The 14,960-nt window shown below is 69.8% G+C and carries 12 protein-coding genes; 7 read left to right on the plus strand and 5 right to left on the minus strand.

All coding sequences use genetic code 11. The annotated features are described in order from the left end of the window. Positions 1-8: 8 nt before the first annotated feature. From E4T13_RS11095 to E4T13_RS11125, 7 genes are read left to right on the plus strand one after another with little or no spacing between them, the layout of a single operon-like run. Positions 9-854, plus strand: coding sequence for a TauD/TfdA family dioxygenase (locus E4T13_RS11095; protein ID WP_137178319.1), 846 nt, complete (start codon positions 9-11; stop codon positions 852-854). Further along, complete coding sequence (locus E4T13_RS11100) at positions 851-1,699, plus strand: sugar phosphate isomerase/epimerase (RefSeq protein ID WP_137178320.1); 849 nt, start codon at positions 851-853, stop codon at positions 1,697-1,699. Before E4T13_RS11095 ends, E4T13_RS11100 begins: the two co-directional genes overlap by 4 nt. Positions 1,700-1,701: 2 nt before the next feature. Beyond that, complete coding sequence (locus E4T13_RS11105; RefSeq protein WP_137178321.1) at positions 1,702-2,751, plus strand: sugar phosphate isomerase/epimerase; 1,050 nt, start codon at positions 1,702-1,704, stop codon at positions 2,749-2,751. Further along, positions 2,748-3,920: a Gfo/Idh/MocA family protein gene (locus tag E4T13_RS11110; RefSeq protein ID WP_137178322.1), complete on the plus strand. Its 1,173-nt coding sequence runs from the start codon at positions 2,748-2,750 to the stop codon at positions 3,918-3,920. The genes E4T13_RS11105 and E4T13_RS11110 overlap by 4 nt, the downstream gene beginning before the upstream one ends. Further along, positions 3,917-5,086, plus strand: a complete 1,170-nt coding sequence (locus E4T13_RS11115) for a UxaA family hydrolase (RefSeq protein WP_137178323.1) — start codon at positions 3,917-3,919, stop codon at positions 5,084-5,086. The genes E4T13_RS11110 and E4T13_RS11115 overlap by 4 nt, the downstream gene beginning before the upstream one ends. Next, complete coding sequence (locus E4T13_RS11120; protein ID WP_137178324.1) at positions 5,086-5,382, plus strand: UxaA family hydrolase; 297 nt, start codon at positions 5,086-5,088, stop codon at positions 5,380-5,382. The genes E4T13_RS11115 and E4T13_RS11120 overlap by 1 nt, the downstream gene beginning before the upstream one ends. Continuing rightward, complete coding sequence (locus E4T13_RS11125; protein WP_137178325.1) at positions 5,379-6,350, plus strand: tripartite tricarboxylate transporter substrate binding protein; 972 nt, start codon at positions 5,379-5,381, stop codon at positions 6,348-6,350. The genes E4T13_RS11120 and E4T13_RS11125 overlap by 4 nt, the downstream gene beginning before the upstream one ends. 56 nt (positions 6,351-6,406) lie before the next feature. On the opposite strand, the gene E4T13_RS11130 is transcribed toward E4T13_RS11125, so the two are convergent. From E4T13_RS11130 to E4T13_RS11150, 5 genes are all read right to left on the minus strand, one after another. Next, positions 6,407-9,121: a calcium-binding protein gene (locus tag E4T13_RS11130; protein WP_137178326.1), complete on the minus strand. Its 2,715-nt coding sequence runs from the start codon at positions 9,119-9,121 to the stop codon at positions 6,407-6,409. Positions 9,122-9,294: 173 nt separating this feature from the next. Next, on the minus strand, positions 9,295-10,956 hold the full coding sequence (locus E4T13_RS11135) for a thiamine pyrophosphate-dependent enzyme (protein WP_137178327.1): 1,662 nt from the start codon (positions 10,954-10,956) through the stop codon (positions 9,295-9,297). 2 nt (positions 10,957-10,958) lie between these two features. Then, positions 10,959-11,915 carry a branched-chain amino acid transaminase gene (locus tag E4T13_RS11140; RefSeq protein WP_137178328.1) on the minus strand — a complete coding sequence of 319 codons (957 nt, stop codon included), beginning with the start codon at positions 11,913-11,915 and terminating at the stop codon, positions 10,959-10,961. A gap of 5 nt (positions 11,916-11,920) precedes the next feature. Then, positions 11,921-13,996 carry a hydantoinase/oxoprolinase family protein gene (locus E4T13_RS11145; RefSeq protein ID WP_137178329.1) on the minus strand — a complete coding sequence of 692 codons (2,076 nt, stop codon included), beginning with the start codon at positions 13,994-13,996 and terminating at the stop codon, positions 11,921-11,923. Further along, positions 13,993-14,958, minus strand: a complete 966-nt coding sequence (locus E4T13_RS11150) for a tripartite tricarboxylate transporter substrate binding protein (RefSeq protein WP_137178330.1) — start codon at positions 14,956-14,958, stop codon at positions 13,993-13,995. Before E4T13_RS11150 ends, E4T13_RS11145 begins: the two co-directional genes overlap by 4 nt. Between the last annotated feature and the right edge of the window lie 2 nt (positions 14,959-14,960).

Raw genomic sequence — 14,960 nt, forward strand, 5'->3', positions numbered from 1 at the left:
CCGAGGCCATGCGCAACAGCCGCATCGAGGTTGCCCCGATCGCCGGCGCGCTGGGCGCCGAGATCCTGGGCGTGGATCTCTCCCGACCGCTGGACGACGCCACCTTCGCCGATATCCGCCAGGCCTTCGGCGAGCACAGCGTCATCTTCTTCCGCGACCAGCAGATCACGCCGGAGCAGCATATCGCCTTCGCGCGCCGCTTCGGCCCGATCAACGTCAACCGCTTCTTCACGCCGGTTGCCGGACATCCCGAAGTCGCCGAGGTGCGCAAGGAACCCGACCAGAAGAAGAACATCGGCGAGACCTGGCACACCGACCACAGCTACGACGAGATCCCCGCGCTCGGTTCCATGCTGATCGCGCGCGAGGTGCCGGACCATGGCGGCGACACCATGTTCGCCTCGATGTACGCCGCCTATGACGCGCTGTCCGACGGCATGAAGCACACGCTCGCGCCGCTGCGCGCCCTGCATTCCAGCCGCCACATCTTCGGCCACGGCGCCGGCTACCACCACAACGACCTCAAGGGCCGCCTGCACAACCCCGATGCAGCAACGCAGGACGCGGTGCATCCCGTGGTGATCACGCATCCCGATACGGGGCGGAAGGCGCTCTACGTCAACTCCAACTTCACGGTCGGCATCGAGGGCTGGACCAGGGAGGAGAGCGAGGCGCTGCTCGGCTTCCTCTACCGTCACGGCGCGCGACCGGAATTCACCTGCCGCTTCCGCTGGCGCAACGGCTCCATGGCGCTGTGGGACAACCGCAGCACCTGGCATTGCGCAGTCAACGACTATCACGGCCAGCGCCGCCTGATGCACCGCATCACCATCGAGGGTTCCGCGCTGCATTGAACCCGCTCTGCGTCCACCCGCTGGTCTTCATCCCGCGCTGGACGCGCGACGCCGGCCCGCGCGCGATCGAGCGCGCCGCGGTCGCCGGCTTCGACATGATGATCGTGCCGGGCCGCGATCCCAGCGAGGTGGACGTGCGGGACATCGTCCGGCGGGCAGAAGCCGCGGGTCTCCTCCTGATCTGCAACACCAACCATCCGCCGGAGAGCGATCCCGCCAGCGACGATCCCGCCATCGCCATGCGCGGCGCCGCGCGTCTGCTCGATGCGGTGCGCCTGGCGCGCGACCTTGGCGCGCGGCAACTCGGTGGCCTGCCGCATGCCGCCTGGGGCAAGGCCGCAGGCCCCGTCACGCCGCGCGGTCGTGCTCACGCTGTGGCGGCGCTGGCCCGCGCCGCAGACCTCGCCGCGGCCAGCGGCCTGCGCATCACGCTGGAATGCGTCAACCGGTTCGAGAACGCGCTGGTCAACACCGCCGCGGATGGGTTGGCGCTGATCGCGGAGGTCGGCGCGCCGAACATCCTGCTGCATCTCGACACGCATCACATGCTGATCGAGGAAGCGGACCCGCCACGCGTCGTCGCGGAGGCGGTGCCGCAACTCGGCTTCCTGGAATTCTCCGAAAGCCATCGCGGGCCCCTCGGCGCGGGCAACGTGGACCTCTCCGCCATCATCGCGGCCGCGCAGGGCTATGACGGGCCGATCGGCTTCGAGGCCTTCTCCGCCGCCATCCTCGATCCCGCCCTCGCCGCGCATCTCTGCGTCTGGCGCAACACCTACACCGACGCCGACGCCGTGGCGCGCGATGCCGCGCGCCGCCTCCGCGCCGCCCTTCAGGAGCGCTGACCATGCGCGGACCCGCCGTGATGCTGAGCCAGTTCATGGGCGACGCACCGCCCTTCGACAGCCTTGACGGTGTCGTGCGCTGGCTCGCCGCCTTCGGCTATGTCGGCGTGCAGGTGCCGATCCACGATGGCCGCCTGATCGACCTGGAACGCGCCGCCACCGACGATGCCTATTGTCGCGACTACCGCGCGCGCCTGGCCGATCTCGGCGTGGAGATCACGGAGTTGGCCGCGCATCGCGCCGGCCAGCTTTCCGCCGTGAACCCCGCCTTCTCCGAATTGAACGACGCCTTCGCCCCGCTTGCGCTGCGCGGCGATTCCGCCGCGCGCCAGGAATGGGCGACACGGCAGCTTCGCCTGGCGATCGAGGCCGCCGCGCGGCTCGGCCTGCAGCGCGTCGCAACCTTCTCCGGGGCTTTCGTCTGGCCCTACTTCTACCCCTGGCCGCCCGCCCCGCCCGCGCTGATCGACACCGCCTTCGCCGAACTCGCGCGCCGCTGGCGCCCGCTGCTCGATTACGCGGAGGCGCATGGCGTGGACCTCTGCTTCGAACTGCATCCCGGCGAGGACCTGCATGACGGCGTCACCTTCGACCGGTTCCTCGCATTGGTGGATCATCACCCGCGCGCGAAGATCCTGTTCGATCCCAGCCATATGCTGCTACAGCACATGGACTATCTCGGCTTCATCGACCTCTACGCCGATCGCATTGCCGCCTTCCATGTGAAGGACGCGGAGTTCGTCCGCAGCGCGCGCAGCGGCGTCTATGGCGGCTTCCAGGACTGGGCGCAGCGCCCCGCGCGCTTCCGGTCGCTCGGCGATGGCCAGGTGGATTTTCGCGGCGTGTTCTCCCGCCTGGCCGCCGCGCGCTACGCGGGCTGGTGCGTGCTGGAATGGGAATGCTGCCTCAAGCGTAAGGAGGATGGTGCCGCGGAAGGCGCGCCCTTCATCCGCCGCCACATGATCGAGACAACGCCGCAGCCCTTCGATGCCGCGCTGCGCCGCCCGGTGGACCAGGCGGCGGCGCGTCGCATCCTCGGCATCGCGCCATGAGCGCCTTCGACGCCCTCGGCCGGCCGCTGCGGCTTGCCTTCATCGGCGGCGCCGCGCCCTCCATGATCGGTCAGGTGCATCTGCGCGCCGCGCTGATGGATCGCCGCTTTGCCGTGGTCGCCGGCGCGCTCTCCCGCGACGCCACGCGCGGCGAGGCCTCGGCCGCCGAATACGGCATCGCGCCAGAACGCAGTTACCCCGATGTGGCAACCATGCTGGACGCCGAGGCGCGGCGCTCGGACGGCATAGAGGCCGTCGCCATCGTCACGCCGAACGACACGCATCACCGCTTCGCCCTCGCCGCCATCACCGCCGACCTCGACGTGATGCTGGACAAGCCGATGACCAACAGCGTCGCGGAAGCCGTGGATGTCGCTCGAGCCGCGTCCGGCCGTGGCGTCGCACTGGTGCTCACCCACGGCTATTCCGGCTACCCGATGATCCGCGAGGCGCGCGCATTGGTCGCCGCGGGGCGCATCGGCGACGTGCGCTCCGTGCAGGTGGAGTATCTCGGCTCCGGCCTCGCCGCACGGGTGGAAGACGCGCCGGACGCCGCGAAGCGCTGGCGGCTCGATCCCGCACGCTCCGGCCCCTCGCTCGTGCTCGGCGACATCGGCACGCATGCGCATCACCTCGCCACCTATGTCTGCGGCGAGGACATCGCGACGCTGAGCGCGGAGGTCGGCGCGCTGATGCCGGGGCGGCGTGTACACGACTACGCGCAGCTTCGCTTCCGCCTCGCCTCCGGAGCGCGCGGCGCGATGACGCTGTGCCAGGGTGCGGCCGGCGTGGAGAACCACATCCTCCTGCGCGTGATCGGCAGCGAGGGCCATCTGGAATGGCGCCACCCCGCGCATAACGAGCTGCGCCTCTGTCCCATCGACGGCCCGCCCGTGGTGCTCTCGCGCGGCCAGCCCTGGCTTTCCGCCGCCGCAACCCACGCAACGCGATTCCGCCGCACCGGCCATCCCGAAGGGCTGCACGAGGCCTTCGCGAATCTCTACAGCGACTTCGCCGAGCTTGCCGCCGCGCGCCGGCTCGGCATCGCGCCCGACCCACTGGCCACCACCGCACCCGGCGCCGAAGCCGGCCTGGCGGGGCTTCGCTTCGTCGCCGCGTGCCTCGCTTCCGATACCGCCGGCGGCGCCTGGACGGAACTGGAGAGATGAGCGCGATGGCGCCCGAATTCCTTGGCTACCCACGCCCCGACGGCAGCGCCGGCACGCGCAACCGGCTGCTGGTCATCTCCATCCTCGGCCTCACCGGCGGCCCCGCGCGGCGCATCGCGAAGCAGGTGCCGGGCGCGCTGCTGATCGAGCTGCCCTATGGCCGTGGCCAGTTCGGCGAGGATCGCGCGATGACGCGCCGCATGATCGCCGGCCTCGGGCGCAATCCGAACGCGGGCGGCGTGCTGCTGGTCGGTGCCGATCGCCTGCGACTGGACGCTGCGGCCGAGTCCATCGCGCCATCCGGCAAGCCGCTGGAAGCCATCGCGCTGGACGACGTGCACGAGGATTCGCTCGCGCTCTCCGATCGCGGGCTGCGGCTGGCCGCGGCGATGACGCGCGACATCTCCCGCGCACGCCGCGTGCCTTTGCCCGCCTCCATGCTGCGCCTCGGCATCGAATGCGGCCATTCGGACGCGACCAGCGGCCTCGGCGCCAACCCGCTCGCCGGCATGGTCGCCGACCGCGTGGTGGATGCCGGCGGCGCTTCGGTATTCGGCGAGACGATGGAATGGCTCGGCGCCGAGCATGTCCTCGCCGCGCGCGCTGCCACGCCGGAGATCGGCCGAGCCATCGTGGACGCGGTCGCGCAGCGCGAGCGCTGGGCCGCAGCCAGCGGCGAGGACCTCACCGGCAACAATCCGGGGCAGGAGAACATCCGCGGCGGGCTTTCCAGCATCGAGGAGAAATCGCTCGGCGCCATCGCCAAGGGTGGCTCCCGCCCGGTGCAGGGCGTGGTGCCGCATGCCGCGCCGTTACCCGGCCCGGGGCTGTGGGTGATGGAAGGACCGGCCTTCTCGCCGCCCTCCATCACTGGCTTCGTCGCCGCCGGCTGCACCATGCTGATCTTCACGACGGGGCCCGGCAATTCCTACTGCGACACGTTGGCGCCGACGGTGAAGGTCACCGTCAACCCGAAGACCGCGCAGCGCCTGGCGCATCAGATCGACTTCGACGGCTCCGGCCTGATGCTCGGCACGCGGGAACCTGCTGAGGCCGCAGACGCGCTCTTCGCGCAGCTGCTCGATCACGCCAGCGGCACGCGCTGCTGGGGCGAGGTGCTGGACGAGGGTGGCTACGCCTTCGCGCGGCTGGGAGTGGATTTCTGATGAGCACGCGCTGGGATCTGCTGGCCATCAAGGCGGATGATGATGTCGGCGTCGCGCTGCGCGACCTGTCTGAAGGCGTCGCGCAGCTGCGCGCTGGCGACACGATCCTGCCGATCTCCCTGCGCGGCCCCGTGCCGCTCGGCCACAAGGTCGCGCGACGCGACCTGCCGCGCGGCACGCATGTCCGGAAGTACGGCGCGGTGATCGGCGAGGCGATCGCCGACATCGCGGCCGGCGAACACGTCCATGTCCACAACATGCGGAGCCTGAGGGCCCGAAGAAGGGAGGAAGCATGAATACGCATCGCCGCACGCTGCTGGCGGCCACCGCGTTGCTTGCGGTGCCGCGGCTGGCGCTTGCCTATCCCGACCGCTCGATCCGCCTGATCGTGCCTTTCGCACCGGGCGGCGGCACCGACACCACCGCGCGCATCGTCGCGCAGGCGCTGGGCGAGCGGCTCGGCCAGTCCGTCGTCGTGGAGAACAAGCCTGGCGCCGGCGGCGCCATCGGCATGGCTGCGGCGGCGCAGGCGCCGGCGGATGGCTATACGCTGGTGATGGGCCATGTCGCGACCCACGTCGTCAACATGGCGGTGCACCGCAATCCCGGCTACGACACCGCGCGCGACTTCGTCGCACTCGGCATCACCTCGACGGCGGCGAACATCGCCGTCGTCAATCCGCGGCGCCAGCCCGGCATCGCCTCGGCGCAGGAGTTGGTGGCGGCCTGCCGCGCGAAGCCCGGCGAGCTTTCCTACGGCAGCGCCGGCGTCGGGTCGCCCGCGCACATCACGACCGCACTGTTCCTGCGCACGGCCGGTGTGGAGGCGCAGCACGTCCCCTATCGCGGCGGTGCACCGGCCACCACGGATCTCGTCGCCGGCAATCTGGACTTCATGTTCTCCGGCGCGTCCGACTGCATCCCGCATATCCGCGCGGGACGCCTGCGCGGCGTCGCCGCCGCCAGCGCGAAGCGCCTCTCCGGCGCACCGGAGATTCCGACCATCGCCGAGAGCGGCTGGCCGGATTTCTCCTTCGAGATCTGGCACGTCATTTCCGCCCGCACCGGCACGCCCGCGCCGGTGCTGGAGAAGCTGCGCACGGAGACGGAAGCGGCGCTGACGAGCCCCACCGTCATCGAGCGCATCACCGCGATGGGCGTGGACGCGACGCCCACCACCGGCGCTGCCGCGCAAGCCCGGGTGGATCGCGAGCTTGCGCTCTGGGTGCCGATGATCCGCGCCGCCGGCATCACCGCGGAATAGGCTTGCGGAGGGCGGGGAGACGCCTCCCTGCCGTCCGCCGCGGCACCGCAGCGCGGCTACTGGATGATGATGTTGTCGCCCAGCCCGCCATCGAGCACATCGAGCCCGAAGCCGCCGATCAGGACGTCGTCGCCCCCGCCGCCGAACAGTACGTCGTTGCCGTCGCTGCCGATCAGCACGTCGTCGTCCGCACCACCATCGGCGGTCAGGAACATCGCCGTCATCAGCCCCGATGCCTCCACCACGTCGTCGCCACCAAGCGCATTGATCACCAGGCGATCGGTGGCCTCGAAGCCGGTGATCTCGATCGCCGCGGCAAGGCCGAGCACATGCACGACACTGCCGTCGAACACCAGCAGGATGACGTCGTCACCACCCGTGCCGTCGACCACGATCGTGTCGACCTGACCGTCGCCCCCGCCGCCGCTCGCCGCCAGGTTCACCCGGATGGTTGTCACATCGGTGCCGGACATGTCGCCGATGGTGATGTTGTCCGCGCCGCCGAGGGCGTTGAACTCGATCTTCTCGACGTCGTTCAGGTCCATCACGACGTTGGCGACATTGCGCGCGAAGACCGCACGCCCGCCACTGGCCGCGATGTTGATGACCTCGCTGACATTCGCGCCGTTGAACAGCAGCGTGTCGAAGCCGGCCTGCCCCTCGACGATGTCGTTGTCGTCCCCGGGGTTCCACACAAAGGTGTCGTCGCCCGCACCCATCAGCGCCAGGTCGGCGCCGTCGCCGCCGATCACCACGTCGCCGCCCTTCGAGCCGAGCAGCACATCCGCGCCGAGACCGCCATTCATGGTGAGCTGGATCAGGCCGGCGCCAAGGCCTGACGCATCGATCACGTCATCGCTGCCCTGCGCGTTCAGGGTGAGCCGGTCCAACACGGCATCGGCCTTCTCGATACGCACCTCCGCCCCGAGGCCGAAGGTCTTCACGACGCCCGTAGCAACGCTGCCCGTTACGCCGAACACGTCGGCGCCCTGGGTGGCGCTGACCGTCACGCTGTCCTGCTGGCCATCGGGCATACCGCCCGCGCCAGCCAGGTTCAGCAGCACCTGCGTCACGCCCGTGCCGGCCAGGTCGCCGACCGTGACGTTGTCGCTGCCAGCCAGCGCGTTGAAGCGGATCTTCTCGACTCTTTTCAGATCCATGGTGATGTTCGCGACATCGCGGGTGAACAGCACGCGCCCGCCATTGGGGAAGAGGTTCACGTTCTCCGAAGCGTTGCTGCCGTTGAACAGCAGCGTGTCCGCGCCGTCCTGACCTTCGACGATGTCGCTGCCGTCGCCGGGGTCCCACTGGAAGCTGTCGTTCCCAGCGCCGAGGAAGGCGACGTCGTTGCCCTGCTGGCCATCGATGCTGTCATTGCCGTCGCCGCCCAGCAGGACATCGGCGCCCTGGCTGCCGAGGATCGTGTCCGCACCGGTGCCGCCATCCAGCGTCAGCTTGAGGATGCCGGCGGCCAGGGTGCCCGCGTTGATAGCGTCGTTGCCGCCAAGGCCGTTGAGCACGAGGCTGTCATTGGCGCCCTCCAGGCCGCTCACGCCGACGAGCGCCGAGAGGCCGACGACCGCAGCCGAGTTGCCGGCGCCGACGATCTCAATGCTGTTGCCGATGCTCGTGCCGTTTACGACAACCGTATCCGCCGCCCCGTCGCCGACCCCGCCGGGCGCTTCGAGCGCAACGAACACCTCCTGCACGTCGCTGAGCGACTGGGTATTGACGACGAGGATATCGGCGCCGCCGAGCATCCGCACGTCCACCGCCTCGACATCATTGATGTCCATGACGATGTTGCCGAGATTGCGCGTGAAGCGTGCGCGTCCGCCATTGGCCGAGAGTTCCATGATCTCGTTGCCGGCGCTGCCGTTGAACAGCATGGCGTCGAGCCCGGCCTGACCCTCAACCACGTCGTTGCCGTCGCCAGGGTCCCACTGGAATACGTCGTCGCCGGCGCCCAGCAGCGCGACGTCGCTTCCCTGCTGACCGTCCACGAAGTCGTTGCCTTCACCGCCGATCAGCAGATCCGCGCCGTTGGACCCGCTGATCGTGTCGTTGCCGGCGCCACCATCCACCGTGATGGCAACAAGCGCGGCGAGGTTGCCCGTGGCGGTAAAGCGGTCATCGCCGCCGTTCATGTTGACGACGAACCGCTCGACGGTGCCGGCGTCAATCGCGAAGGGCGCGGGGTCGATGCGATCGAAGCGCACGCGCGTGCCGTTCGCGGTGATGGTGAAGATCTCGGCGCCGCCGCCGCCATTCACCTCGGCGGTATCCAAGCCATCGCCGCCCTCGAACAGATCGGTGTCGTCGCCCGGGTTCCAGATCAGCCGGTCGTTGCCGCCCTCCCCAAACATCTGGTCGTCGGCGTCGCCGCCGGTCAGCGTGTCGTTGCCGCTACCGCCGAACAGGAAGTCGCTGCCGCCCTTGCCGAGCAGCACGTCGTTCCCGTCCTGGCCGAACAGCAGGTCGTTGCCGGAACCGCCCGTCACCGTGTCGCGCCCCGTGCCGGCGAACAGGCTGGCGCGCGGCAAGGCGCCGTTCGACTCATCCAGCGTGATCGCGTCGTTGCCGCTCAAGCCGAATGCCTGGATCTGGTTCGTGTTGGCAATCGTCGCGGTGCCGCCAAGAATCGGCACCGTGCCGCCATTAACGCGGAGATTGCCCGCAGCATCACGGCTGACGAACACCGTGTTATCGTCGGCGTCGCCGAAGATGCTGAGGATGCCCGTGCTGGGCACGAAGCTGGAAAAGACCGCCATGGCACTTTCGCTCCGGTGCTGGTGAAGCACTGGATGCTAGTTTCGCAGCGTTTCCGAGCGATGTCGCGGAAAGCCTCGCGCATGACGACGAATGCAATCAGCGGGCGCGGACGGCGCCCGACGCCAACATGCCGTTTCGCCTGTTTCGCCGCTGCTTCGCGCAGGTCGCCACTTCAGGTTGCGCTACGCCGCCACGCTGTCACCTGCTGCGCGGAGGCGTGCACATGCACCACCGCCGGCACGCGCCGATGCGCAAGCGCGGCGTCCAGCACGGGTGCAATCTCCTCCTCCGCGCGGATCACATAGCCCTCCGCGCCAAAGGCACGCGCCCAGGCGGCGAAGTCAGGGTTCACCAGGTCGGCCGCCGCGGCCACGGGACGCCCGGGATAGCGGTTGCCGTGATGCATCCTGATCGAGCCATAGGTGCGGTTGTCAGCGATCAGGATGACCGGCGCGGCGCCGTGGCGCATCGCGGTCGCGATCTCGTTCCCGGTCATCAGCGCGCCGCCATCGCCCACCACCGCGATGGCCTGCCGTCCCGGATGGCGCAGCGCCGCCGCGACCGCCATCGGCACGGCAGCACCCATGCCGCCCACCGCGGAGCCCAGGAAGATGCGCCGCGGACCGAAGGGTACGTAGCGATGCACGAAGGAGGTGAAGTTGCCGGCATCCGTCGTCAGCATCGCATCCGGCGCCATCCGCTGCGCCAGCGCGATGCAGACCGCGGCGAAGTTCACGCCGTCCGGCGCCGGCTCGTGCCGTGGTGCCGTCAGCTCCCGATGAAGGCCGTTCAGCCTTGCGATCCACGCCTCGCGACTGGGCGGGAAGGCCGGGCTGCGCGACAGGAGCGCGGCGACCACGGCATGCGGATCGGCGACGATCGGCAGGTCCGCGCGGAACACGCGGTTGATCTCCAGCGGATCGGGCCAGATGTGCACGAAGGGAAGCTGCGGATCGGGCGCGGCGGGCCAGGTGTAGGACTGGCTGACCACATCCGTCATGCGCTCGCCGAGTGCGATCAGCAGGTCGGCCTGCTTCATCGCGTCCATCAGCTTCGCCTGCACGCGGTTTCCGACATAGCCCGCATAGTGCGAGTGCGTGCTGTCGAACAGGTGCGGCCAGCGATGCGTCGGCGCCACCGGCAGCATCCAGCGCTCCGCAAGCGCCGTGATCGCCGCCAACTGCCCGGGCGTGCCGTCCGCGAGGCTTCCCACATGCACCAGCGGACGCTCCGCCGTCGCAAGCCGCGCGCAGAGGTCATCGAGCTGTGCCGCGGAAGGCTGTGGCGCCGTAGCAGGCCGGCGCGCCGTCACCGGCACGTGGTCCGCGGGATCGTCCAGCAGATCCTCCGGCAGGATCACCGCCACCGGCCCTGGCGTGCCGGATTCCGCGATGTGATAGGCGCGCGCGATCGCCTCGGACGCCTGCGCAGCCTGCGACACCTCGATCACCGCCTTCGTCGTATCGGCCAGCAGGCGCGAATAGTTCTGCTCCTGCAGCGCGCCGCGTCCCATGTCGCGGCGTTCGATCTGCCCGACCAGCAGCAGCATCGGCACGGCGTCGTGGAAGGCCGTGTGCAGCCCGATCATCGCATTCGCCACGCCAGGACCGCGCGAGACCAGGCACAGCCCCGCGCGCCCGCCGCGCATCCGCCCGTCCGCGACCGCCATGTAGGAGGCGCCGCCCTCGTGCCGGCAGACCACCAGCTTCAGCGAAGGCAGGTCCGTGATCGCATCCGTCAGCCCGAGGAAGCTCTCGCCCGGCACACAGAACAGCAGGTCCGCGCCATGCGCGACCAGGCTTTCCGCCACCAGCGTTCCGACGCTGCGCGCCATCGCTATTCCGCCGCCGACGCGCGCGTCGCGGTGCCATAGACCGGCGTCAGCCAGTGCCGATACTTCGGTTGCGCGCCGGAAACCACGTCGAAATAGAGCTTCTGGATGCGGCGGGTCAGCGGGCCGGGCTTCCCCTCGCCCACATCGTAGCGATCCACCGAGTTGATCGGCGTCACCTCATGCCCGCTGCCGCAGAAGAAGGCCTCGTCGCAGATGTAGAGTTCGGTGCGGTCGATGTCGCGCTCGATCACCTCCACGCCGAGCTCCGCGCGGATCAGTTCGATCAGCGTCTCGCGCGTGATGCTCTCCAGGATGTCGGCGGTCACCGGCGGCGTGATGACCGTGCCGTTGCGCACCATCATGAAACACGCGCCCGGCCCTTCCGCCACCTTCCCCGCCGCATTCAGCAGGATCGGGATCTGGAAGCCGCTGAGCCGCGCGTCGATATAGGCCAGGCGTGAATTGTGGTAGTTGGACCCGGCCTTGATGCGTGACGGCGAGGCCAGATCTGAATTGCGCCGCCAGGTCGACACGCAGGAGGTCACGCCCTCATGCACCGATTTCGTCGTGGGCCGGCTGAAGGCGAGGATGAACATGCCCGTGCGGATCTCCTCCGGCTTGTAGTCCGTCAGCTCGCCCTCCGCGAAATAGGCGACGGGTCGGAAATGCACGCCGCCGCGGTATTCGCAGGCGCGGATCAGCGCGATGCAGGCCTCCTCGATCTGCGCGTCGCTGTAGGGGATGGTCATGCGCATGATCTTCGCGCCCTGCCGCAGCCGCGCGATGTGCTCGGCGTGGCGGAACAGGAACAGCTCCTGCTCGGTATCGCTCCAATACGCACGCTCGCCCTCGAACACGTTCTCGCCGCGCAGCACGCATTCGGTGGCGACATGCATCGTCGCCTGCTCCCAGGGCACCAGCTTGCCGTCCAGCCAGACGAAGGGCGCGCTTTTCGCCATGTGTCTCAACTCCCCTGGTCGATCTCGATGACGAGGTTGCCCTGCGCATCCAGCGCGAAGCGGGCATCCGGGCCGATTACCGTGGTGGATTCGCGTTCCTCCACCACCGCCGGCCCGCGCAGCATCGCGCCGGGCGAAAGGCGATAGCGGTCATACACCGCGCAGGGCGCCAGGCCAGTCTGCGGAAACCACACATCCCGCGTTCCCTTGCGCGCATCACCGCCGATGCTTTGGCCAAGCGCGCCGGGCACCTGGGGCCGGCTGGCAGTGGCGTGCAGGCGCCAGCTCAGCACCTCCATCGGCAGGCCCTCGATGCGGCGGTCGAACAGGCGCTCATAGGCATCGAGGAAGGCGCACTCGGTGCCCGCTTCGTCCAGCGATTCCGGCAGCGGCACCGGAATGTCGAAGCCCTGGCCGACATAGCGCATGTCCGCGCTGCGGCGGAACGTCACATCACCCGGCGCGGCACCGGCTTCCACCAGCAGGCTGCGCGCCTCCTCTTCCATCTCCGCATACAGCGCCGCCACGCCCGCCCAATCCACGGCCGAAAGCCGACGCACGCCGCTGCGCACCAGGTCGATCGCCGGCGCCGCGACAAGGAAGCCGAGCGCCGAGGCCACGCCCGCGCCCGCCGGCACGACGATGCGCGAAAGCTTCAGCAGCTTCGCGAGCCCATAGGCATGCACCGGCCCCGCGCCGCCGAAGGCCATCAGCGCATAGCGCCGGGGATCGCGCCCCTTCTCCGCGATGTACATGCGCGTCGCCGAGGCCATGTTCTCGTTCACCACCGCGTGGATCCCGGCCGCGACGTCGAGCACGGACATGCCGAGCGGCATCGCCAGTTCCTCCTGCATCGCGCGCTCCACGGCCGCACGATCCAGCCCCATCTCGCCGCCCAGGAAATACTCGGGCGAGAGGTAGCCGAGCAGCAGGTCGGCATCCGTCACCGTCGGCCGCCGCCCGCCGCGCCCGTAGCACACCGGGCCGGGCACGCTGCCGGCGCTTTCCGGTCCCACCGTCAGTAGGCCCATGGCGCTGACCGCGGCGATGGAGCCGCCGCCGGCACCGATCTCGATAAGGTCGATGACCGGCACCTTCAGCGGCAGGCCGGATCCCTTGCGGAAGCGCCTGACGCGCGCGGCTTCGAAGGTGGAGGAATGCTCGGCCTCGCCGCCTTCGATCAGGCACATCTTTGCGGTCGTGCCACCCATGTCGAAGCTGATCATGTCGGAAAGGCCGCAGGCCTGCCCCACATGCATCGCCGCCATCGCGCCCGCGGCGGGGCCGCTTTCGATGAGCTGCACGGGGTTCGCCCGCGCATGCCGCACCGTCGCGATGCCGCCGGCTGACAGCATCAGGTGCAGCGGCCCGTCCAGACCGCGCCGCCGCAACTCCGCCTCAAGCCGCGCGAGGTAGCGGTCCATCAGCGGCATGACATAGGCGTTCACGCAGGCAGTGTTGGCGCGCTCGTATTCGCGGATCTCCGGCGCCACCTCGCAGGAGAGCGTGACGGGCACGCCCGGCAATTCCTCACGCAGGATTCGTCCGAGTTGTCGCTCATGCGTGGTGTCGAGGTAGCTGTGCAGCAGGCAGACCGCGACGGCCTCCACCTCCTGCGCCCGCAGCGCGCGCGCGACCTCGCGGGCCTCCGCCTCGTCCAACGCCTTCAGCACGCGGCCGTGCGCGTCCAGCCGCTCCGTCACCACATGCCGGCGCGGCCGCGGCGCCAGCGGCTCCGGCTTTTCCAGCGCCAGATCGTAAAGATCGTAGCGCATCTCCCGCCCCATCTCGAGGCTGTCGCGGAAGCCGCGCGTGGTGACCAGCCCGATGCGCGCGCCCTTGCGCTCGATCACGGTGTTGGTGACCAGCGTGGTGCCGTGCACGACCTGCTTCACCTGGCCGATGCCTGCGCTCGCCTCGTCCAGCAGCCGCGCGATCCCGTCGAGGATCGCGCGGCCGGGATCATCCGGTGTGGTCAGCCGCTTGCCGGTCATCACGCGGCCGGCGGCCTCATCCACCAGGACGAAATCGGTGAAGGTGCCGCCGACATCCACGCCGATACGAAGGGACGCTGCGCTCATTCGGGCCTTATGCCTGCTGCCTGGACCACGTCCTGCCAACGCGCGGTCTCGCGCGCCAGGAACTCCTTGAACTCGGCGGGGCCGAGATTCATCCGCTCGACCCCCAGATCCGCCAGACGCGCGGCAACCGGCGCCGATCCCATCGCCGCCTGCAGCGCGCGATGCATCTCCTGCGCCATCGCACCCGGGATGCCGAGGGGACCAAGCACGCCCCACCAGAACGACGCCAGCAAATCCACGCCCTGCTCGCGCAGGGTGGGCACGTCCGGCAGCGCGGCCATGCGCCGGTCGGCAGCGACGCCAATGGCGCGCATCTGGCCCTGCGCGATCAGCGGGCCACCCGTCGCCATCGCCTGGATCATCGCCTGCACCTGGCCGCTCAGCAGGTCCGGCGTTGCCGCGCCGGTGCCGCGATAGGGCACATGGGTCAGTTGCACGCCCGCTTTCAGCCGCAGCATCTCGATCATCAGATGCGTGCTGGTCGCGACGCCGCCGGATGCGACGTTGAGTTGCCCCGGCCTTTCCCGCGCCGCGGCGAGGAACTGGCGCAGGTCGCGCCAGGGCGTCGCCGCGCCGACCACCACCAGCGCCGGCGCGGCGGCGATGGCGGAGATCGGCGTGAAGTCCCGCGCGGCCTCGAAGGGAGCGGTGCGGCCCGCGGCCACCTGCAGGGCCGGGATCGTGGCCAGGGGCGTGTCGCCGAACAGCAGCGTCGTGCCATCCGGCGGGCTGCGCATCACCATCTCCGCGCCGATCTGGCTGCCCGCGCCGGCGCGGTTCTCGACGACCACGGTCGCGCCCATCTCGCGCCCGAATTCCGGAGCCAGCAGCCGCGCCAGCGTGTCCGATCCGCCACCCGGCGCGAAGGGAACGATCAGGCGGATGGGGCGCTGTTGCGCGATGGCCGCGGCCGGCAGGGCGCAGGCAGCCGCGATCAGCGCGCGGCGAAGCAGCTTCGGCATCT

The organism is Roseomonas sp. AR75, from assembly GCF_005222815.1.
Taxonomy (GTDB): domain Bacteria; phylum Pseudomonadota; class Alphaproteobacteria; order Acetobacterales; family Acetobacteraceae; genus Falsiroseomonas.